Origin of the sequence: Comamonas granuli NBRC 101663 (assembly GCF_000739995.1) — a bacterium.
In the GTDB taxonomy this organism is placed as follows: domain Bacteria; phylum Pseudomonadota; class Gammaproteobacteria; order Burkholderiales; family Burkholderiaceae_C; genus Simplicispira; species Simplicispira granuli.
Map to the genome: position 1 here is coordinate 95,876 of NZ_BBJX01000004.1, position 19,206 is coordinate 115,081.

The 19,206-nt window shown below is 69.4% G+C and carries 19 protein-coding genes; 13 read left to right on the forward strand and 6 right to left on the reverse strand.

Going from position 1 to position 19,206, the window contains the following annotated elements:
• Window positions 1–4 precede the first annotated feature (4 nt).
• The 10 genes from CGR01S_RS03830 to CGR01S_RS03875 all read left to right on the forward strand — a co-directional run bounded on the left by CGR01S_RS03830 (window position 5) and on the right by CGR01S_RS03875 (window position 11,034).
• Complete coding sequence (locus CGR01S_RS03830) at window positions 5–640, forward strand: DedA family protein (protein ID WP_042422575.1); 636 nt, start codon at window positions 5–7, stop codon at window positions 638–640.
• A gap of 291 nt (window positions 641–931) precedes the next feature.
• On the forward strand, window positions 932–1,813 hold the full coding sequence (locus CGR01S_RS03835; RefSeq protein ID WP_042422576.1) for a MurR/RpiR family transcriptional regulator: 882 nt from the start codon (window positions 932–934) through the stop codon (window positions 1,811–1,813).
• A 21-nt stretch (window positions 1,814–1,834) separates the two neighbouring features.
• Window positions 1,835–3,067 carry a diaminopropionate ammonia-lyase gene (locus CGR01S_RS03840; RefSeq protein WP_042422578.1) on the forward strand — a complete coding sequence of 411 codons (1,233 nt, stop codon included), beginning with the start codon at window positions 1,835–1,837 and terminating at the stop codon, window positions 3,065–3,067.
• Window positions 3,064–4,296 (forward strand): Zn-dependent hydrolase, encoded by a 1,233-nt coding sequence (locus CGR01S_RS03845; protein ID WP_042422580.1) that lies wholly within the window; start codon window positions 3,064–3,066, stop codon window positions 4,294–4,296. The genes CGR01S_RS03840 and CGR01S_RS03845 overlap by 4 nt, the downstream gene beginning before the upstream one ends.
• 63 nt (window positions 4,297–4,359) lie before the next feature.
• Window positions 4,360–5,322 (forward strand): N-carbamoyl-D-amino-acid hydrolase, encoded by a 963-nt coding sequence (locus tag CGR01S_RS03850; protein ID WP_042422581.1) that lies wholly within the window; start codon window positions 4,360–4,362, stop codon window positions 5,320–5,322.
• Window positions 5,323–5,390: 68 nt separating this feature from the next.
• Window positions 5,391–6,974 carry an ABC transporter substrate-binding protein gene (locus CGR01S_RS03855; protein WP_084690551.1) on the forward strand — a complete coding sequence of 528 codons (1,584 nt, stop codon included), beginning with the start codon at window positions 5,391–5,393 and terminating at the stop codon, window positions 6,972–6,974.
• A 96-nt stretch (window positions 6,975–7,070) separates the two neighbouring features.
• Window positions 7,071–8,009, forward strand: coding sequence for an ABC transporter permease (locus tag CGR01S_RS03860; protein WP_042422586.1), 939 nt, complete (start codon window positions 7,071–7,073; stop codon window positions 8,007–8,009).
• 34 nt (window positions 8,010–8,043) lie between these two features.
• On the forward strand, window positions 8,044–8,928 hold the full coding sequence (locus tag CGR01S_RS03865; protein WP_042422588.1) for an ABC transporter permease: 885 nt from the start codon (window positions 8,044–8,046) through the stop codon (window positions 8,926–8,928).
• 13 nt (window positions 8,929–8,941) lie between these two features.
• Entirely contained in the window at window positions 8,942–9,955 is a 1,014-nt protein-coding gene (locus tag CGR01S_RS03870) for an ABC transporter ATP-binding protein (RefSeq protein ID WP_042422590.1), read from the forward strand.
• Window positions 9,952–11,034 (forward strand): ABC transporter ATP-binding protein, encoded by a 1,083-nt coding sequence (locus CGR01S_RS03875; RefSeq protein ID WP_042422591.1) that lies wholly within the window; start codon window positions 9,952–9,954, stop codon window positions 11,032–11,034. The genes CGR01S_RS03870 and CGR01S_RS03875 overlap by 4 nt, the downstream gene beginning before the upstream one ends.
• Here the strand turns inward: CGR01S_RS03875 and CGR01S_RS03880 are convergent.
• Window positions 11,012–12,247 carry a YbfB/YjiJ family MFS transporter gene (locus tag CGR01S_RS03880; protein ID WP_042422592.1) on the reverse strand — a complete coding sequence of 412 codons (1,236 nt, stop codon included), beginning with the start codon at window positions 12,245–12,247 and terminating at the stop codon, window positions 11,012–11,014. The two genes, CGR01S_RS03875 and CGR01S_RS03880, sit on opposite strands and share 23 nt — an antisense overlap.
• A gap of 101 nt (window positions 12,248–12,348) precedes the next feature.
• Here CGR01S_RS03880 and CGR01S_RS03885 point away from each other — a divergent pair, with 101 nt between their 5' ends.
• Window positions 12,349–13,242: a LysR substrate-binding domain-containing protein gene (locus CGR01S_RS03885; RefSeq protein WP_084690552.1), complete on the forward strand. Its 894-nt coding sequence runs from the start codon at window positions 12,349–12,351 to the stop codon at window positions 13,240–13,242.
• A gap of 20 nt (window positions 13,243–13,262) precedes the next feature.
• Window positions 13,263–14,336 carry an NAD(P)H-dependent flavin oxidoreductase gene (locus CGR01S_RS03890; RefSeq protein WP_042422594.1) on the forward strand — a complete coding sequence of 358 codons (1,074 nt, stop codon included), beginning with the start codon at window positions 13,263–13,265 and terminating at the stop codon, window positions 14,334–14,336.
• 52 nt (window positions 14,337–14,388) lie between these two features.
• Here the strand turns inward: CGR01S_RS03890 and CGR01S_RS03895 are convergent, their stop codons facing one another.
• The 3 genes from CGR01S_RS03895 to tsaE are packed head-to-tail and all read right to left on the reverse strand — an operon-like array spanning window position 14,389 to window position 16,690.
• Window positions 14,389–14,721: a cupin domain-containing protein gene (locus CGR01S_RS03895; RefSeq protein ID WP_042422596.1), complete on the reverse strand. Its 333-nt coding sequence runs from the start codon at window positions 14,719–14,721 to the stop codon at window positions 14,389–14,391.
• 56 nt (window positions 14,722–14,777) lie between these two features.
• Window positions 14,778–16,178 carry an N-acetylmuramoyl-L-alanine amidase gene (locus CGR01S_RS03900; RefSeq protein WP_042422598.1) on the reverse strand — a complete coding sequence of 467 codons (1,401 nt, stop codon included), beginning with the start codon at window positions 16,176–16,178 and terminating at the stop codon, window positions 14,778–14,780.
• The gene (gene tsaE, locus CGR01S_RS03905) at window positions 16,175–16,690 is read right to left on the reverse strand and encodes a tRNA (adenosine(37)-N6)-threonylcarbamoyltransferase complex ATPase subunit type 1 TsaE (RefSeq protein WP_042422600.1); all 516 of its coding nucleotides are present in this window, start codon (window positions 16,688–16,690) and stop codon (window positions 16,175–16,177) included. Before tsaE ends, CGR01S_RS03900 begins: the two co-directional genes overlap by 4 nt.
• On the opposite strand from tsaE, the gene queG reads away from it, so the two are divergent.
• Window positions 16,670–17,770 (forward strand): tRNA epoxyqueuosine(34) reductase QueG, encoded by a 1,101-nt coding sequence (gene queG, locus CGR01S_RS03910; RefSeq protein ID WP_042422601.1) that lies wholly within the window; start codon window positions 16,670–16,672, stop codon window positions 17,768–17,770. The two genes, tsaE and queG, sit on opposite strands and share 21 nt — an antisense overlap.
• A 54-nt stretch (window positions 17,771–17,824) precedes the next feature.
• Here the strand turns inward: queG and CGR01S_RS03915 are convergent, their stop codons facing one another.
• Together CGR01S_RS03915 and CGR01S_RS03920 are read right to left on the reverse strand one after the other, a co-directional pair.
• Window positions 17,825–18,730, reverse strand: coding sequence for an AEC family transporter (locus CGR01S_RS03915; RefSeq protein ID WP_042422602.1), 906 nt, complete (start codon window positions 18,728–18,730; stop codon window positions 17,825–17,827).
• A 62-nt stretch (window positions 18,731–18,792) separates the two neighbouring features.
• Window positions 18,793–19,194 carry a DUF1850 domain-containing protein gene (locus tag CGR01S_RS03920; protein ID WP_042422603.1) on the reverse strand — a complete coding sequence of 134 codons (402 nt, stop codon included), beginning with the start codon at window positions 19,192–19,194 and terminating at the stop codon, window positions 18,793–18,795.
• Between the last annotated feature and the right edge of the window lie 12 nt (window positions 19,195–19,206).

The following is a 19,206-nucleotide window of genomic DNA, read 5'->3' on the forward strand; positions in this document are numbered from 1 at the left end:
GCCCATGGACGCCATCGCCTTTCTCATCGACTTCATCCTGCATGTGGACAAGCACCTCGAGGCCTTCGTGGCCGCCTATGGCGTGTGGGTGTACGCGCTGCTGTTCCTCATCGTGTTCGTGGAGACGGGCGTGGTCGTCATGCCCTTTCTGCCCGGCGACTCGCTGCTTTTCATCGTGGGCGCGCTGTGCGGCGCCGGCCTCATGGAGTTGGCGCCCGCCGTCGCGGTGCTGCTGGCGGCGGCCATCCTGGGGGACCAGTGCAATTACTCCATAGGCCGCTACTTCGGCCCCAAGGTCTTCCAGTGGGAGAACTCGCGCTGGTTCAACCGCCGCGCCTTCGACCAGGCGCACGCGTTTTACGAGCGCTACGGCGGCATCACCATCGTGCTGGCACGCTTCATGCCGTTCATCCGCACCTTTGCTCCCTTCGTGGCGGGCGTGGCCGCCATGGGGCGCGGCAAGTTCAGCGCCTACAACGTGGGCGGCGCGCTGCTGTGGGTGCTGGGCATTTGTATGGCAGGCTATTTCTTCGGCAACCTGCCCTGGGTGCGCGAGCACCTGGAAAAAATCATCTGGGCGCTCATCCTCGTGCCCGGGCTGATCGCCATTTTTGGCGCCTGGCGCGGCACGCGCTCGTAAGGTCGAACGCACCTCGGGCCTTGCGCCCGCGCCGGTCTCCGGCCGCCGCGGCCGGCCTCTAGGGGGCGCTGGATCCACACCCCCGAGCTGCACGCTCGGGGCGGCAGCGTGCGGCTGCTGGGCCTTGCAGCACGCACTCCTGCTCTCAACACCCGCCTGCCTGTAGCCGCGCGCACCCGCCGCATGGGTGTTTTCCCGTATTTGTATGAAATTACTGTTTCATTAAATATTTGAAGTGGTACATTTGTTTCCATCCGGTGCCCGCACCGACCGACGCAGAAGGACGCTCCGATGAAAGACGCCGCCAGAGCTTTGCCCGCAGAGGATGCACAAACGATCGAGCAATTGATCCGCAGCCGCTACGACGATTTGTCGCCATCGGACCGCAAGCTGTCGGACGTGATCGTTGCCCACCAGAAGGATCTGGCGGCCTATTCCGCCACCGAGCTGGCGCAACTGGCCGGCGTCTCCAAGGCCAGCGCGGCGCGCTATTTCAAGCGCATCGGCTACCAGGATTTCAATGAGTTCCGCACGGCGATCCGCGCCCGCGTTTCCTCGGAGTCCCCGCTGTTCAACCTGGACCGGGTGGCGCAGGCGGGGGACCCGCATCCCGGTTTCACCAGCCACATCGAGGCCGACATCCGGAATCTGGCGACGACGCTGGAGCGCCTGGGCTCCGGTGACCTGAACCGTGCGCTGGAGCTGCTGAAGAACGCGCGCCGCATCTGGGTCGTTGGCTACCGCAACGGCTATGCCAGCGCCTTTTACGCCCATGCGCTGTTTTCCCACGCCAAGGCGGACGTTGCGCTGATCAACGAGGCAGCGAGCAAGAGCGCGGACGTGCTGGTCGACATGGAAAAGCGCGACGTGCTGTTCGCTATCGACTTCCGCCGCCGTACCCGGCTGCTGCCCAAGGTGGTCCGGGTGGCGCGCGAAGCGGGCGCCTCGGTGGTGCTGCTGACCTACGCACCGCTGTCCGACGTGGCTTCGCTGGCCAACGTGGTGCTGCATTGCCCGACCCAGGGCTCGGCGATCTTCGATTCCTATGTGGCGGCCATGAGCATCGTGAACTACCTGGGGATGGAGCTGGTGACCGACGCGCAGGCAAGTTCCCGCAAGCGCATGCAGCGCATCGAGCGCATCCACCAGATGCTGGACGACCTTGACGAATAACCCCTTTTCATGGAGAGAAAAATGTCTGCCATTCCCGCCATCGCCGTCGATGTGTTCCTGAATCCCGCGCTGGACCGCAGTGCCGCCTACGGCGCTGCGCGCAGCGCCATTCTGGGCCAGGAGGCCTTGTCCGCCGCGCGCGCGGACATCCAGACCTGGCCCGGCTACGCCGTCACGCCGCTGCACAGCCTGCCGGGCATGGCGCGGGATGTCGGCGTGGCCAGCATCCAGTACAAGGACGAGGGCGGGCGCTTCGGTCTCGGTAGTTTCAAGGCATTGGGCGGTGCCTACGCCGTGGCGCGCCTGCTGTGCCGGGTGATCGGCGAGCAAACGGGGCAGGCCGTGACGACGCAGCAGCTCCTGGCAGGCGCGCACCGTGACCTGGCGCAACAGGTCACAGTGACCTGCGCCACCGACGGCAACCACGGGCGCTCGGTGGCCTGGGGCGCGCAACTGTTCGGCTGCCGCTGCGTGATCTACATCCACGCCACCGTCAGCGAAGGGCGCCGCCAGGCCATCGAGCACTACGGCGCGCAGGTGGTGCGCACTGCCGGCAACTATGACGACGCCGTGCGCCAGGCCGACGCGGATGCCAAGGCGCTCGGCCGCTACGTGATCTCCGATACCTCTTACGAGGGCTACATGGATGTGCCGCGCGACGTGATGCAGGGCTACCAGCTCATGGTGGAGGAGGCCGTGCAGCAGGCGGGAGCGATGCCCACCCATGTCTTCATCCAGGGCGGCGTGGGCGGCCTGGCGGCGGCCGTCTGCGGCTACTTCTGGGAGCGCCTGGGCAGCGCGCGCCCGCGCGTCATCGTGGTCGAGCCCGAGCGTGCCGACTGCCTGATGCAAAGCGCGCGCAGCGGCAAGATCACTGCGGTGCATGGCGATCTGGACACCCTGATGGCCGGCCTCGCGTGCGGCGAGGTGTCGCTGCTGGCCTGGAGCATCCTGGAGGCGGGGGCGGACGCCTTTGCCGTGATTGCCGATCAGGCGGCGATCGACACCATGCGCCTGCTGGCTGCGCCGGCAGCAGGCGATCCGGCGATCGTCGCCGGCGAATCGGCCGTGGCCGGGCTGGCGGCAGCGCTCGGCGTGGCCCAGAACGCCGGGCAGCGCGCGGCGCTTGGCATCGATGGCGACAGCCGCCTGATGTTCTTCGGCAGCGAGCGTGACACCGATCCGGTGCTCTACCGCGAGCTGGTCGGCCGCAGCGCCGCCGAGGTGCTGGCCGCCGCGGGAGCGCGCGCATGACTGCGGCTGCCATCAATGGCCCGCGCCTGCTCGCCTGCCTGGCCGAGCTGGGCACGGTCGGCGGCCTGCCGGGCGGCGGCGTCTGCCGCCTGGCGCTGACGGATGCCGACAGAGAGGGGCGCGACTGGGTGGTCGGGCGCATGCGCGCGCTCGGCATGGAGGTCACTGTCGATGCGATCGGCAATGTGGTCGCCGTCTACGCGGGGCGCGAGCCCGGCCCGCCGGTGATGACCGGCTCGCATATCGACACGGTGCGCACTGGCGGCCTGTACGACGGCAACTACGGTGTCCTGGCGGGTCTCGAGGTGATTGCCGCGCTGCGCGATGCCCATGTGCGCACCCGCCGCCCGCTGGCAGTGGCGTTCTTCACCAACGAGGAGGGCGCGCGCTTCGCCCCGGACATGATGGGCAGCCTGGTGTTCCAGGGCGGCCTGCCGCTGGACGAGGCGCTCGCTACGCGCGGCATCGACGGTGCCACGGTCGGCGAGGAGTTGCACCGCATCGGCTACGCCGGCGCCGCGCCGGTGGGTACGAACCGGGTCGACAGCTTCGTCGAACTGCACATCGAGCAAGGTCCGGTGCTGGACCGTGAGGGCGTGCAGATCGGTGTGGTCGAAGGGGTGCAGGGAATTTCCTGGACCGAGTTCACGCTGCATGGCGTCTCCAACCATGCCGGCACCACGCCCATGCACATGCGCAACGACGCCGGCTACGTGGCGGCGCGTGTGGCGACCTTCGCGCGCGCACTGACGCAGCGCTATGGCGGCAACCAGATCGCGACGGTGGGCGCGCTGACGCTCACGCCCAATCTGGTGAACGTGATCCCGAACAAGGCCTTGTTCACCGTGGACCTGCGCAATACCGACGGCGCGGCGCTGCAGGCGGCGGAGGCCGAACTGTGGTCGTTCGCCGAGCAGGCCGCGGCCGATGAAGGCGTGGCCTGCGAGCGGCGCATGCTCGCGCGCTTCGACCCGGTGCAGTTCGATCCCGTGCTGATCGAACGCGTGGAGTACGCGGCCCGGGCGCAAGGGCGCAGCTGCCGCCGCATGCCCAGCGGTGCCGGGCACGACGCGCAGATGCTGGCGCGCATGTGCCCGACCGGAATGATCTTCGTGCCCAGCGTGAAGGGCCTTTCGCACAACGTGAAAGAGCACACCGAGCCGGCCGACCTGGTGGCCGGCGCCGAGGTCTTGCTGCAGGTTCTGGTGGAGCTTGCGGATCGCCCCTGACGATGGCTGCATCGGCAGGGATTGGAGGAGTGGGTTTTTTTGGATAGTGGATAGGAGAAAGTCGTGGCACGTATCGTCAATGTTGCACTTGGCCAGTTGGGGCCGATCCAGCGCAGCGACACCCGCGAGCAGGTGGTCAAACGCCTGTGCGCGCTGATGCGCGAGGCGCATGCGCTGGGCGCGGACCTCATCGTTTACCCGGAACTGGCGCTGACCACGTTCTTCCCGCGCTGGTACATCGAGGACGAGGCTGAAATCAACAGCTACTTCGAAACCTCCATGCCCAATGCGGCCACGCAGCCGCTGTTCGATCTGGCGCGGGAGCTGGGGGTTGGCTTCTACCTGGGCTATGCCGAGCTGGCGCAGGAGGGCGGCGGGCTGGTGCGCTACAACACCTCGATCCTGGTCGACAAGGCGGGGCGCATCGTCGACAAGTACCACAAGGTGCATGTCCCGGGCCATTTCGAGCACGAGCCGTGGCGGCGCTTCCAGCACCTGGAGAAACGCTATTTCAAGCCGGGCCACCGCTTTGGCGTGGTCCAGGCGTTTGGCGGCGTGTTCGGCATGGCGCTGTGCAACGACCGCCGCTGGGCCGAGACTTACCGCGTTCTGGGGCTGCAGGGCGTCGAGATGGTGCTCATCGGCTACAACACCCCAGTCCACAACGCTCCGGCGCCCGAGCATGACGACCTCTCGTTGTTCCACAACCGCCTGTCGATGCAGGCGGGCGCCTACCAGAACGGCACCTGGGTGGCTGGTGTCGCCAAGGCGGGTGTCGAGGAAGGCGTCGACAGCATCGGCGGCAGTTGCCTGATCGCGCCTTCGGGCGAGGTGGTTGCCGCCTGCACCACCAAGGGCGACGAGGTGGCGCTGGCCCGCTGCGACCTGGATTTCTGTGCGGTCTACAAGAAGACCACCTTCAATTTTGACCTGCACCGGCAACCCCGTGCCTACGGAATGATCGTCGAGCGCAAGGGCGAGACGCTCGCCGCCGACGGCTCACCCTGGCAGGCCCCAGCGCATTGATCAACTTGGCGCTCGACCAAGGCTTCTTCCCCCCCCCCACCCATAAGAGTCAGACAAGGAGACAAACCATGCTTTACCGTCCACATTGCACGAACCGCTTGCTCACATCGGTCGTTCTCGCCGTAGCCACCATGGGCGCCGGTATGGCGCTGGCGGCTACCGATGCCAAGACCATCCACATGATCCCGCAGGGTGACCTCAAGATCCTGGATCCGATCCAGAATCCGTCCTACATCACGCGCAACCACGGCTACATGGTGTACGACACGCTGTTTGCTCAAAACAGCAAGGGCGAGGTCAAGCCGCAGATGATCGATGCCTACAAGGTCTCGGCCGACAAGAAGGTCTGGACCTTCACCCTGCGCGCCGGGCTCAAGTGGAGCGACGGCACGCCGGTGACGGCCGCCGATTGCGTGGCCTCGATCAAGCGCTGGGCGGCCCGGGATGTCTCTGGACGCCTGCTGGCCGCGGCCATCGGCGAGCTCAAGGCGGTCGATGCCAGCACCTTCACGATCACGCTCGCCAAACCGTTCGGCCCCGTGATCGAGATGCTGGGCAAGCCGTCCTCGAACGTGCCGTTCATGATGCCCGAGCGCGTCGCCAAGACCGAGCCGACCGAGCAGATCAAGGACACCACCGGCTCCGGTCCGTTCATCTTCAAGAAGGACGAATGGGTTCCGGGCAGCAAGGTGGTGTACGTGAAGAACCCGCACTATGTGCCGCGCAAGGAGCCGGCCGACGGCCTGGCGGGCGGCAAGGTGGTCCATGTCGAGCGCGTCGTCTGGAACTTCATCCCGGACCAGAACACCGCGCTGTCGGCCTTCAAGGGCGGTGAGATGGATGTCTACGAACTGCCGCCCGCCGACTTCCTGGACCCGCTGACCAAGGACGCGAACGTGAAACTGGCAGTGGACCCGCTGGGCAACCAGGGCTGGCTGCGGCCGAACCACCAGCTGCCGCCCTTCAATCACCCCAAGGCGCGCCAGGCCCTGACCTATCTGGTGAACCAGGACGAGTACCTGGCGGCAGCGGGCTTTCCCGCCAAGTACCGCCATCCGGCCTGCATGGCCTATTTCATGTGCGGCAGCGTGAACGACACCAAGGCGGGCGCGCAAGCCTACCAGGGCGGCCAGAACCTGGAGAAGGCCAAGCAACTGCTCAAGGAGGCGGGCTACAAGGGTGAAAAGGTCGTGGTGCTGGCACCGTCGGAGCCGCCGATCCAGGCGGCTGCGGCCCTGGTGACGATCCAGAACCTGAAGAAGATCGGCGTCAACGTCGAGGCCCAGGCGATGGATTGGGGAACCCTGCAGGCGCGCCGCGCCAAGAAGGACGGCTGGAACATCTTCCACACCTATTCGGTCGGCGCCGACGTCTACTCTCCCGCCGTCAACGCCTATGCCCAGGCCAGTTGCGAGGCCGCGCCGTCTGGCTGGCCCTGCGACGCGGAGCTGGAAAAGCTGCGCGCGGATTGGGTGGCCGAGAGCGATCCGGCAGCGCGCAAGCAACTGACCGATGCCATCCAGACACGCATGTACGAAGTCGTGCCCTATGTGAATTTCGGCCAGTTCTTCCAGCCCATGGCCTACCGCAGCAATCTCAGCGGCGTGCTGAACGTCGGCATCCCGGTGATGTGGAACGTCGAGAAGAAATAAACCGGCACACCGGCGCATGAGCCCCGGCCGGCTGCGGACACCTGCGCCGGCCGGCTGGCAGCCCCATCCTGTTTCCAGAGCAACCAGAGATTCCCCATGTATCTCCTGATCAAACGGATCGTTGCGGTCATCCCGGTGCTGGCCATCGTGGCAGTGATCGTGTTTCTGCTGCTGCGCCTCTCACCCGGCGATCCCGCCGTGATCATCGCTGGCGATACGGCCAGCGCCGAGGATATCGAGAACATCCGCCGTTCGCTGGGACTGGACCAGCCGCTGGTCCAGCAGTTCTTCCAGTGGGTGTGGCGCATGCTGCATGGCGACTTCGGCAACTCGGTGTTCTCCGGCATGCCGGTGTCGCAACTGATACTGCAGCGTGCCGAGCCCACCTTGTGGCTCACGGCGCTGACGATGCTGTTTGCCATCGTGTTCGCGCTGCCGATGGGAATCTGGGCTGCCTGGAAAGCCGGCACCTGGATCGACCGGGTGATGACGGTGCTCTCGGTGGTGGCGTTTTCGCTGCCGGTGTTCCTGATCGGCTACGGCCTGGTCTACGGGTTCTCGACCCAGCTCGGCTGGCTGCCGGTGCAGGGCTTCAAGAGCCTGTCGGAGGGGTGGTCGCCCTTCATCCGGCACCTGATCCTGCCGGTGGTCAGTGGCGGACTGATCTACACCGCGCTGCTGGCGCGCATGACGCGAGCGACGATGGTCGAGGTGCTGGGCGAGGACTACATCCGCACCGCCCGCGCCAAGGGCCTGCTGCGCCACCGGCTGCTGCTGCGCCACGCGCTGAAGAACGCCGCGGTGCCCATCGTCACCACGATAGGCCTGGGCGTGGCCATGCTGCTGGGCGGCGTGATCGTCACCGAGAGCGTGTTCGCGATCCCGGGCATCGGCCGCCTGACGGTGGACTCCATCCTGCGCCGTGACTACCCGGTGATCCAGGGCATCGTGCTGGTCACTTCCATGGCCTACGTGCTGATCAATCTCGTGATCGACCTGCTGTACAGCCTGTTCGATCCCCGCATCCGCTATTGACGCGGCAGACGCAAGTATCCAGGAGCTTTTCAAGATGGATGTCACTCTCGACCAACTGGAGGCGCGCATCGCACGCGAAGCGCGCCGGCCGTACCTGCTGCGCTTTGCCACGCGCCATCCGATGCTGGTGCTGGGCCTGGCGCTGCTGCTGGCAATGCTGCTGGCGGCCTTGCTGGCGCCCTGGCTGAGTCCGCACGACCCGACCGAGATGAACGTGGTCCAGCGCCTGAAGCCGGCCTCGGCCACCTACCTGTTCGGTACCGACGCCCTCGGGCGCGACATCCTCTCGCGCACGCTGTACGGCGCGCGCGTCTCGCTGCTGGTCGGCTTTTGCGTTGCGCTGCTGAGCGTCGCAGTGGGCATCGTGATCGGCACCGTGGCTGGATTCAGCCGCTGGGCCGACGCCGTGATCATGCGGATCATGGACGGCATGATGGCCATTCCCGGCATCCTGCTGGCGGTGGCGCTGATGACCCTGATGCAGGCCAGCATCCAGACCGTGGTGATCGCCATCGCCCTGCCGGAAATTCCGCGCGTGGTGCGGCTGGTCCGTTCGCTGGTGCTGACCATCCGCGAGCAGCCCTATATCCAGGCGGCGGAAGCGATGGGCACGCGCCTGCCGGTGATCCTGGCGCGCCATGTGGTGCCCAACCTGTTGACGCCGCTCATCGTGCAGGCCAGCTTCATCTGCGCCTCGGCCATGATCTTCGAAGCCTACCTCAGCTTCCTCGGCGCCGGCACGCCGCCCGAAGTGCCAAGCTGGGGCAACATCATGGCCGACGGCCGTTCGGTGGTGCAACTGGCGTTCGGCGTGATTCTGTACCCGGGGCTGTTCCTCGGGTTCACGGTACTGGCAGTGAACCTGGTCGGCGACGGCCTGCGTGATCTGCTCGACCCCCGCATCGCCAAGAAACTCTGACCTGGAGCCCGACATGAGCAGCCCGATACTTGAAGTCGACGACCTGCACCTGAGCTTTGCCAGCCGCGACGGCGTCACGCGCGCGGTGGAAGGCATCTCCTACCAGGTGCATGCGGGTGAAATGCTGGGCGTGGTCGGCGAGTCCGGCTGCGGCAAGAGCGTGACCGCGATGGCCATCCTGCGCCTGCTGCCCCCAGCGCCCACCACCCATGCACGCGGCGCGATCCGCTTTCGCGGCGAAGACCTGCTGCAGGCCAGCGAGGCGCGCATGCAGGAGATTCGCGGCAATGCGATCTCCATGATCTTCCAGGATCCCATGACCTCGCTGAACCCGGTGCTGACCGTAGGCGAGCAGATCGCCGAAGTCCTGATCCTGCACCAGCGCCTGGGCCGCAAGGCGGCCTGGGAGCGTGCGGTCGAATTGCTGGCGCTGGTCAATATTCCCGACCCGCAGCGGCGCGTGAAGGAGTACCCCCACCAGTTTTCCGGCGGCATGCGCCAGCGCGCCATGATTGCGCTGGCGCTGGCCTGCAAGCCGGCCGTGCTGATCGCCGATGAGCCGACCACCGCCCTGGACGTCACGATCCAGGCGCAGATCATGGATCTGCTCGACCGCCTGCGGCGCGAGACCGGCACCGCGATCGTGCTCATCACGCACGATCTCGGGGTGGTTGCCGAGAGCTGCGACCGGGTGGTGGTGATGTACGCCGGGCGCAAGGTCGAAGAGGCGGGCACCGCCGAGCTGTTCGCCCGCCCCAGCCATCCCTACACCCGCGGCCTGCTGGGCGCGATGCCCCACCTCGATACACCGCTGACGCAGCCGCGCACGCGCCTGTCCGAGATTCCCGGCATGGTGCCCTCGCTGCGCACCGCGGCCGTAGGTTGCCGCTTCGCCCCGCGCTGCGCGCAGGTGCAAGACGTCTGCCACACGCGGATCCCGCCGCTGGAGGGGCTGACCGCCACTGATGACACCCACCGCGCGGCCTGCTGGCAACTCGCGCAGGTTTTCGAGAGGGCCGCCGCATGAACCACCTTTCCGCCGAACTCACGCAAGTCGCTGCCGTGGCCGCCAAGCCTGCGCTGCTGGAGGTACAGAACCTGGTCAAGTACTACCCAGGGCGGGGCGTCTGGCCGCGCCCGCGCCCGATCAAGGCGGTCGACGACATTTCCTTCTCGATCGGCTACGGGGAAACGCTGGGGCTGGTGGGCGAATCGGGCTGCGGCAAGTCGACCGCCGCCAAGACCATCCTGCGCCTGATCGAGCCGACCGCGGGCCGCATCCTGCTGGAGGGAACCGACGTCGCCAATCTGTCGCCCGCCCAGTTCCGCCCGTACCGGCGGGACTTGCAGATCGTGTTCCAGGACCCCTATGCGTCGCTCAATCCGCGCATGCGCGCGGCCGAGATCGTCGCCGAGCCGCTGCGCAATTTCTCCCAGGGCAAGGCGGTGGACCCGGAGCGTGTGGCCGAGCTGTTCGAGCGCGTCGGGCTGGACAAGGCGGCCATGCGCAAGTTCCCGAGTGAGTTTTCGGGCGGCCAGCGCCAGCGCCTGGGCATTGCCCGCGCACTCGCGCTCAAGCCCAAGCTGATCGTCTGCGATGAGCCGGTGTCCGCGCTCGACGTCTCCATCCAGGCGCAGGTCATCAACCTGCTGCAGGACCTGCAACAGGATCTCGGTCTGTCCTACCTGTTCGTCGCACACGACCTGGCCGTGGTGCGGCACATCAGCCAGCGTGTCGCGGTGATGTACCTGGGCCGGATCGTCGAAATCGGCCCGGTCGGCACGCTGTACACGCAGCCGCGCCATCCCTACACCAAAGCCCTGCTGGCGGCGGTGCCGAAGATCGGCGCACAGGGCGCGCGGGAAAAGACCCTGTTGAAGGGCGACATCCCCAGCCCGGCCCAGCCCCCGTCAGGCTGCACCTTCCGCACCCGCTGCCCGATGGCGCAGCCGGAATGCGCCCACAGTGCGCCTGCCTTGCAGGCGCAGGGCGAGGGGCACTGGGCTGCCTGCCATTTCATAGGGGCGGAGGGGTCCAAGGCTGGCAAGGCCTGGCGCGCGCCGGCGGACGGTGCGCAAGTCCCTAGCGCCAGCGCCACGCCATGAAGGCAAACATGCCCGTGCCCAGCGCCAGGGCGCTGGCGGCCACGCCCAGTGCGTGGTCGAAACCCTGGGCCTGGGTGGCGGCGCGCTGCAGCAGGGCCGCCGCCAGGGGCGGGCCGGCGATCTGGCCCACGCCGTACAGGGCGGTGAGCAGGCCGGTGAAGGCCGCGCCGGCCTGGGGCCAGATGTGGCGCGCTTCCTGCAGCGCAAAAAAGGTGATGGCTGTGAACGGCAGGCCCAGCAGCAGGCTGCCCAGCGCAAAGCCCGTGCGGCTGGGCCACACCAGGCCCAGCACGATGGCGCCGGCCTGCATGGCGTAGGCCAGGGCCAGCAGCACGCGCCGGTCGCGCTCGGGCGCGATGCGCGTGGACAGCAGCGCGCCCAGCGCCACGCCCGCACCGAACAGGGGCCAGAACAGGTCGGGCCAGACCGAGCCCGCGGGCAGCACATTGCGTGCGATCACGGGCAGGAACGTGGCCGTGATGATGTAGCCAAAACCCGCGATGCCGTAGCCCAGGGCCAGCAGCGCGCGCTCGGTCACGGGGTGCGCGGGCGGCGCGCTGGCCGGGGCCGCGGCCTGCGGCCCGGCGGGTGCACCAGCCGGTTCGGCGCCAAAGACGCGCCAGACCCCCGCGCCCAGCAGCGCCGCGAGCAGGGCGAGCGCGCCCCAGCCCATGGCCGCGGTCCAGTGCAGGGCCACCATGCCGCTGGCGGCCAGGCCCGTCAGGGCAATGCCCAGCCCCGGGCCGCAGAAGATCAGCCCGGCCAGCGCCGGCGCGCCCAGATGCGCCAGGCGCACCATGCACCAGTTGACCGTGCCGAGGAACACCATGGCGCTGGCCACGCCCGCCAGCAGGCGCAGCAGCGGCCAGGTAGAGGCCCAGGGCAGCACCAGCCCGAAGGTGAGCACGGCCGTGGCTACCAGGCCCGTGCGCACCAGCAGGGCATTGCCTGGCTGCAGGCCCAAGCGCCGCCCCAGCCAGGGCAGCAGCATGTAGCACAGTGCCCCGGCCAGGTAGCCGAAGTAGTTGGCCGTGGCCAGCCAACTGCCGGTGGCGATGTCCACCACGCCGTCGTGCAGCATCATGGGCAGCAGCGGGGTGAAGGCAAAACGGCCTATGCCCATGGCCGAGGCCAGCGCCACCATGCCTGCCAGGGCCGTGCCCAGGGCGCTGTGGACGGGGTCGGGGCGGCGGGGGGCAGGTGCGGGGGCCATGGCAGGGTGAGGGGGGGAGAGGGCTGCGGGAGAGGGAGAGTTTCATCTTAACAAAAGATGGTTACTGTTTTTATGTTCTTGTTTTGAGATAATATGCGCCCATGCATGCCCCCGCTGCCCCGCTGGACCTCACGGCACTGGAGATTTTCTGCGCCGTGGCGCAGGAGGGCAGTGTCACGCGTGCGGCCGAGCGGCTGCAGCGCGTGCAATCCAACGTGACCACGCGCGTGCGCCAGCTCGAAGCCGACCTGGGCGCCGAGCTGTTCCTGCGCGAGGGCAAGCGCATGGCCTTGTCGCCTGCGGGCCAGGTGCTGCTGGGTTACGCGCAGCGCCTGCTGGCGCTGGCCGAAGAGGCGCGCCAGGCCGTACACCCCGGCCAGCCCGTGGGCCGGCTGCGCCTGGGCGCCATGGAGAGCACCGCCGCCAGCCGCCTGCCCGCGCCGCTGGCGCGCCTGCACGGCCGCTGGCCCGATCTGGCGCTGGAGCTGGTTACGGGTGCCACCCAGGCCCTGGTGGACCAGTTGCGCGCGCATGCGCTCGATGCCGTGCTCGTCGCCTGGCCCCCGGGCGTGCCTCCGGATCCCGCGCTGCAGGCACAGCCGGTGTTCACCGAGGAGCTGTTGCTGGTGCTGCCCGCCGGCCACCCCCCCGTGCGTGGCCCGCAGGACGTGCAGGTGGGCACGCTGGCGGTGTTCGAGCACGGCTGTACCTACCGCTACATGGCGCTGGACTGGCTGGCGCCGCGTGCGCAGCCCCTGCGCATTCTGGAGCTGGGCTCCTACCACGCCATCCTGGCCTGCGTGGCGGGCGGCAGTTGCGTGGGCGTGGCGCCGCGCTCGGTGCTCGCGCTGACGCAGCAGGGCGCGGGCCGCGCCCCTGCGCTGACGTTGCACCCGCTGGCGCGCATCGCCACGCAGCTGGTATGGCGCCGTGGCTACCAGAGCGCGGCGCTCGCGGCCCTGCAGCAGGCGCTGCAGGGCGGCACCCCTTCGTGAACCCGGAAAGGAACCCCGCCATGCCCACCCCCTCCCTGTGCGCCACACTGGGCCTGCGCCTGCCCATCGTCCAGGGCCCCATGGCGGGGGCCGATACCCCTGCGCTGGCGGCGGCCGTGTCGGCCGCCGGTGGGCTGGGCATGCTGGGCTGCGGCATGCGCTCGCCCGCCGCCATGGCCGAGGCGGTGGCGCAGCTGCGCCAGCAGACGGCGCGGCCGTTCGGCATCAACCTGTTCGTGCAGGAGGCGCCCGCGCCCCGCAGCGATGAAGTGGCCCGCGCCCAGGCGCTGCTCGCGCCGCTGTATGCCGAGCTGGGCCTGCCGCAGGCGCCGCCCGCGCGCTGGTGCGAGGACTTTGCCGCGCAATTCGACGCCCTCATCGCGCTGCGCCCGGCCGTCGCGAGCTTCACCTTCGGCCTGCTGAGCGCCGCGCAGGTGCAGCGCCTGCACGCCGCAGGCTGCACCGTGGTGGGCACGGCCACCACGGTGGCCGAGGCCCTGGCCTGGGCCGACGTGGGGGCCGACGCCGTCTGCGCCTCGGGCCTGGAGGCAGGCGGGCACCGGGGGACTTTCCTGGGCGATTGGCGGGATGCCCTGGTGGGCAGCATGGCGCTGCTGCCCGCCTGTGCCGACGCGCTGGCGCCGCGCGGCGTGGCGCTGATCGCGGCGGGCGGCATCATGGACGGGCGCGGCATCCGCGCCGCGCAGGCGCTGGGGGCGCAGGCGGTGCAAATGGGCACGGCCTTCCTGGCCTGCGACGAAGCGGGCATCCCCGCGGCCTGGCGCGCGGCGCTCGCACGCGCCAGTGCCACCGACACGCGCCTCACGCGCGCTATCTCGGGCCGGCCGGCACGCGGCATCGTCAACGCCCTGGTCGAGCGCCTGCAACCGCACGAGGCCGAGGTGCCCGCCTACCCGGTGCAGAACGCGCTCACTGCCGCACTGCGCCGCGCGGCCGCTGCCAGCGGCCGGGGCGACTACCTCTCGCTGTGGGCCGGGCAGGGCGTGGCGGCGGTGCGCCCCATGCCCGCCGCCGCGCTGCTGCGCTGCCTGGAGGCCGAGCTGGGGGGATCGCAAATGCTATCAAATGAATAGCTTATGGCGCTTGCTGGGCAAGCGCTGCAGGCCGATAGGATGCAAATAGGCGTCAACCGGGCAGCAGACACACGGTCACCAGCAGCGAGGCGTCCTGCAGCGCCCGCAGCGCGTGCGGCGCGCGCGCCTGCAGGTGCACGAAGTCGCCCGCCTGCATGGTCTGGGTGCCCTGGGCGTTGTGCAGTTCCACTTCGCCTTCCAGGCACAGCACGGTGGCTTCGCCCGGGGTCTGGTGCTGAGGCAGGGACTTGCCTGCGGGCAGCACGATGCGCATGGCTTCGAGCTGGCCTGCCTTGAGGATGGCGCTGCTGCTGGTCTGGCCGATCTGTGCACCCAGGGGCCGCAGGCGGACCACCTGGCCCGAGGGGGTGTGCGCTTGTGCCATGGCGGGGCTCCTTTCTGCCAGGCACTGTACCCCTGCCGGGGGGCGGGGCACAAGCCCTACACCGTGCGGCTGCGCGCCAGGGGCGGGTTCTTGGCGAAGTAGCGCATGATGCCGCGCATCAGCGCGTCGGCCAGTTGTTCCTGGTAGGCGCTGGTGCGCAGCCGGGCCTCTTCCTGCGGGTTGCTGATGAAGGCCGTCTCCACCAGCACGCTGGGGATGTCGGGCGCCTTGAGCACGGCAAAGCCCGCCTGCTCCACGCGCGGCTTGTGCAGCCGGCCCACGTTGCCGATCTCGCCCAGCAGCACGCTGCCGAGCTTGAGGCTGTCGTTGATCTGCGCGGTGGTGCTCATGTCCAGCAGGGCGCGCTGCACGTGCTGGTCCTTGGCGCGCACGTTCAGGCCGCCGACCAGGTCGGCCTGGTTCTCCTTGTTGGCCAGCCAGCGCGCGGCCGAACTGGAGGCACCGCTCTGGCTCAGCGCGAACACGCTGGCGCCGCGCGCCTCGGGGTTGGTGAAGGCGTCGGCGTGGATGGAGACGAACAGGTCGGCCTGCACGCGCCGCGCCTTCTGCACGCGCGTGGCCAGGGGCACGAAGTAGTCGCCGTCGCGCGTGAGGTAGGCGCGCATGGGGTTGCCGTCCACGGTGGTGGCGTTGATGCGCTCGCGCAGCAGGTGCGCGACCTTGAGCACCACGTCCTTCTCGCGCGTGCCGCCGGGGCCGATGGCGCCCGGGTCCTCGCCGCCGTGGCCGGGGTCCAGCGCGATGATGATGAGCCGGTCGGTGTGCGCCGCGGGGCGCGGCGTCATGGGCGGCGGCGCGGCGGCGGCGCTCTTGCGCTGCGACTCGGTGCGGGCGATGAGCTCGCCCAGCGGGTCGGGCGGCTCGGCCGTGGCGGGCAGGCCGAGCGCGTGGCCGCCGTCGGCGGCGGCGCCGCGCGGCGCGGGCGCATCGCGCAGGCGCTCGGCGATCAGGGCTTCGAGCGGGTCCACGGGGGTTTGCGGGTACAGGTCGAACACCAGGCGGTGGCCATAGGCGGCCACGGGCGCGAGCGAGAAGACCTGCGGCCGCGCGGGCTGCTTGAGGTCGACGACCAGGCGCACCACGCCGGGCGCGTTCTGGCCCACGCGGATGCGCTCGATGTTGGGGTCGTCGGGCCGCACCTTGGCCACGAGCTCGCGCAGCTCGGGGTTGAGGTCTATGCCCTCGATGTCCACCGCCAGGCGCGGCGGGTCGCTGACGAAGTGCTGGCGCACGCGCAGCAGCTCGTCCGATTCGAGCGTGATGCGCGTGTATTCGGGCGCGGGCCATACGCGCACGGCCACGATGCTGGCGCCGCGCGCGATGTGCTGCCGGCCCAGCAGCAGCACCAGCGCGCCGGCCTGCAGCAGCGCGCGCCGGCGCGGCGCGCGGGCGGCGCCGGCGGGCAGGGGGGCGTGGCGGTGGGGCCCAGGGGTCATGCGTGCAATCCTTGCAGCAGTTGCTGGCCGGCCGGGGTGTGCGCGCGCAGCGTCACGTGCCGCGTCTGCTCGTCCAGTGCTTCAATGTGGATAGCAAGGTCCGCAGCAGGGATCAGCGCTGCAGCCTTCTCCGGCCATTCTGCCAGCTTGAGGCCGGCTTGCGCAAACAGGTCGCGAAAGCCCGCGTCCTCCCACTCGCGCGGGTCGCTGAAGCGGTAGAAGTCGAAGTGCCAGATGGCCAGGCCCGGCGCCTCGTGCGGCTCGACGACGGCGTAGGTCGGGCTCTTGATGCGGCCCTGCACGCCCAGCGCACGCAGCAGGTGGCGCACCAGCGTGGTCTTGCCCGCGCCCAGGTCGCCGTGCAGGGTGATGAAGGCGTTGGCCAGCAGCGGCTGCGCGGCGAGCTGGCGCGCGAAGGCGGCGGTGTCGTCCTCGTTGCGCCAATGGGTTTGCAGCGTGGCCGTGGCGGGGGCGCTTTCTACAATCGGGCGATGGTGGTCGGCAGCAGTCAATGGGTTCCTCGAATTGCGCAGTGGGCACGCGAGCTGGGATTTTCCCAAATCGGGGTGTCCGGTGTGGATTTGTCGTCGGCTGAGGAAGGGTTGATGCAATGGCTGGCCCAGGGGTTCCATGGCGAGATGCACTACATGCAGGCGCATGGCCTCAAGCGCGCGCGCCCGGCCGAGCTGGTGCCGGGCACGGTGAGCGTGATCACCGCACGCATGGACTACCTGCCGCGCGCCACGCCCGTGGACGCGCCGCCGGGCTGGCAGGCCGTGGAGTTCGCGCGCCTGCAGCGCCCGGAGGAGGCCATCGTCTCGGTCTATGCCCGGGGGCGCGACTACCACAAGGTGCTGCGCGCGCGCCTGCAGAAGCTGTGCGAGCGCATCGCGCAGGAGGTCGGGCCGCTGGGGCACCGCGTGTTCACCGACTCGGCGCCGGTGCTGGAGGCCGAGCTGGCCCGGCGCAGCGGCCAGGGCTGGCGCGGCAAGCACACGCTGGTGCTCAACCGCGCGGGCGGCTCCATGTTCTTCCTGGGCGAGATCTACGTGGACATGGAGCTGGCGCCGAGCGCGCCCGTCACGGCGCACTGCGGCTCTTGCCAGGCCTGCATGGATGTGTGCCCCACGGGGGCCATCATCGCGCCCTACCGGCTCGACGCGCGGCGCTGCATCTCCTACCTCACCATCGAGCATGCCGGCCCCATCCCGCTGGAGCTGCGCCCGCTCATGGGCAACCGCATCTACGGCTGCGACGACTGCCAGCTCATCTGCCCCTGGAACAAGTACGCCCGGCCCAGCCAGTTGCCCGACTTCGACGCGCGCGCCGGCCTGGTGGGGCAGCAGCTCGTGCACCTGTTCGCCTGGGACGAGCCCACCTTTCTGCGCCTGACCGAGGGCGGCCCGATCCGCCGCATCGGCCACGAGCGCTGGCTGCGCAACATCGCCGTGGCGCTGGGCAATGCGCTGCGCACGGCCGATGCGGCGCAGGCGGCGGAGCTGCGCACGGCCCTGCAGGCGCGCGCCGCGCATGACAGCGCCCTGGTGCGCGAGCATGTGGCCTGGGCGCTGGCACAGCAGAAATTTGAATGAAAAACGGCTGTAGCGCCCGCCCATCAAGCGCGAGCAGCTATCAAAATAATAGTTTCAACGCAGTGCACCCAGGGCAAACGGCAGGCTGGCCAGCCCCAGCAGGGTGGAGAGCGTGACCAGCCCGCCCACATAGGCGCCGTTGTAGCCCATGCGCGCGGCCAGCACGTAGCAGCTCGACGCCGTGGGCAGGGCCGAGAAGGCCAGCAGCACGGCGCCTTGCGTGGCGTCCAGGCCCAGCACGCGCGCCAGCACCCAGGCCAGCAGCGGCAGCAGCAGGTGGCGTATGGTCAGCACCGCGGCCGACAGCAGCCGGGCGCGCTGCAACTGTGCCAGTTGCATGCCCGCGCCGGCGGCCATCAGGCCCAGCACCAGCGAAGCGGCGCCCACGCGCTGCACGGTGGGCTCCATCCAGCCGGGGATGCGCAGGCCCAGCAGGTTGCAGGCCAGGCCCGCCACGGTAGCCAGGATCAGGGGGTTGCGCAGCAGCTCGCGCGCGAAGTGGTGCTCGCCCTGGCGCGCCATGGGCCACACGGCGGCCACGTTGAGCAGCGGCACGCACACGCCGATGAGCACGGCGATCATCGGCAGCCCCTGGCTGCCCGCCACGCGCTCGGCCAGCGCCAGGCCGATGAAGGAGTTGAAGCGGAAGGCCACCTGCGCCGCGGCCGCGTGCTCGCGCGCGCCGATGCGCGCGCGCAGGCCCGGCAGGCGCGGCAGGGCATAGGCCAGGGCGATGCCGCCCAGGCTCAGCAGCAGCCCCGCAGCCATCAGGCCCGAGGCCTCGGCGAGCTGGATGGGGCTTTTGACGATGGACTGGAACAGCAGCACCGGAAAGAGCAGGAAGTACACCAGGCTCTCCACTGGCTGCCATACCGTACGGTTGAGGGCCGTGTAGCGGCAGATGAGGTAACCGGCGAGGATGATGCTGAAGTCCGGCAGCAGCAGTTGGGCGTAATTCACCGTGCGAGCGTAACGCAGGCCCAGTACCCTGGCGTGTCACTCCGGCGCATCCATGCGGCGCATCAGTCCGGCGGCCCGGTGCAGGCGCGCAGCAGCGTCACGCCGCCATCCGAGGGCAGCCAGCGCCCGAGCGGCTGGCAGTACTGCGCGGTGCACAGCGCGTAGTCGGCGGTGAACTCCGAGCGCGTCAGGCGCAGGGGCTCCTGCAGGCCGGGGGCCGGCGTGTAGTGGTACCAGCCGCCCTGCAGGCGTGCGCCCGGCGGCGGCTCCATGCCCGCGGCCGAGCCGCGCACGCGCGCCGCCACGGCCTGCAGCCGGGGCGGGTCGGGCAGCACGGCGTAGTCTTCCTCCCAGCGCACCTTCTCGATGGAATGCGTCCACGCCAGGGTGAAGTGCTCGCCCGGCACGAACACCGGCGCCGCCGCAGACGCGGCGAGCGCCAGGCACAGGCCCAGGACCGGCATGCTGCGCAGGCG

What these genes read in the sequence shown, in the direction of transcription:
- CGR01S_RS03830 (WP_042422575.1), top strand. Translation starts at nt 5, where the DNA reads ATGGACGCCATCGCCTTTCTCATCGACTTCATCCTGCATGTGGACAAG.
- CGR01S_RS03835 (WP_042422576.1), top strand. Translation starts at nt 932, where the DNA reads ATGAAAGACGCCGCCAGAGCTTTGCCCGCAGAGGATGCACAAACGATC.
- CGR01S_RS03840 (WP_042422578.1), top strand. Translation starts at nt 1,835, where the DNA reads ATGTCTGCCATTCCCGCCATCGCCGTCGATGTGTTCCTGAATCCCGCG.
- CGR01S_RS03845 (WP_042422580.1), top strand. Translation starts at nt 3,064, where the DNA reads ATGACTGCGGCTGCCATCAATGGCCCGCGCCTGCTCGCCTGCCTGGCC.
- CGR01S_RS03855 (WP_084690551.1), top strand. Translation starts at nt 5,391, where the DNA reads ATGCTTTACCGTCCACATTGCACGAACCGCTTGCTCACATCGGTCGTT.
- CGR01S_RS03860 (WP_042422586.1), top strand. Translation starts at nt 7,071, where the DNA reads ATGTATCTCCTGATCAAACGGATCGTTGCGGTCATCCCGGTGCTGGCC.
- CGR01S_RS03865 (WP_042422588.1), top strand. Translation starts at nt 8,044, where the DNA reads ATGGATGTCACTCTCGACCAACTGGAGGCGCGCATCGCACGCGAAGCG.
- CGR01S_RS03870 (WP_042422590.1), top strand. Translation starts at nt 8,942, where the DNA reads ATGAGCAGCCCGATACTTGAAGTCGACGACCTGCACCTGAGCTTTGCC.
- CGR01S_RS03875 (WP_042422591.1), top strand. Translation starts at nt 9,952, where the DNA reads ATGAACCACCTTTCCGCCGAACTCACGCAAGTCGCTGCCGTGGCCGCC.
- CGR01S_RS03880 (WP_042422592.1), bottom strand. Translation starts at nt 12,247, where the DNA reads ATGGCCCCCGCACCTGCCCCCCGCCGCCCCGACCCCGTCCACAGCGCC.
- CGR01S_RS03885 (WP_084690552.1), top strand. Translation starts at nt 12,349, where the DNA reads ATGCATGCCCCCGCTGCCCCGCTGGACCTCACGGCACTGGAGATTTTC.
- CGR01S_RS03890 (WP_042422594.1), top strand. Translation starts at nt 13,263, where the DNA reads ATGCCCACCCCCTCCCTGTGCGCCACACTGGGCCTGCGCCTGCCCATC.
- CGR01S_RS03895 (WP_042422596.1), bottom strand. Translation starts at nt 14,721, where the DNA reads ATGGCACAAGCGCACACCCCCTCGGGCCAGGTGGTCCGCCTGCGGCCC.
- CGR01S_RS03900 (WP_042422598.1), bottom strand. Translation starts at nt 16,178, where the DNA reads ATGACCCCTGGGCCCCACCGCCACGCCCCCCTGCCCGCCGGCGCCGCC.
- queG (WP_042422601.1), top strand. Translation starts at nt 16,670, where the DNA reads ATGGTGGTCGGCAGCAGTCAATGGGTTCCTCGAATTGCGCAGTGGGCA.
- CGR01S_RS03920 (WP_042422603.1), bottom strand. Translation starts at nt 19,194, where the DNA reads ATGCCGGTCCTGGGCCTGTGCCTGGCGCTCGCCGCGTCTGCGGCGGCG.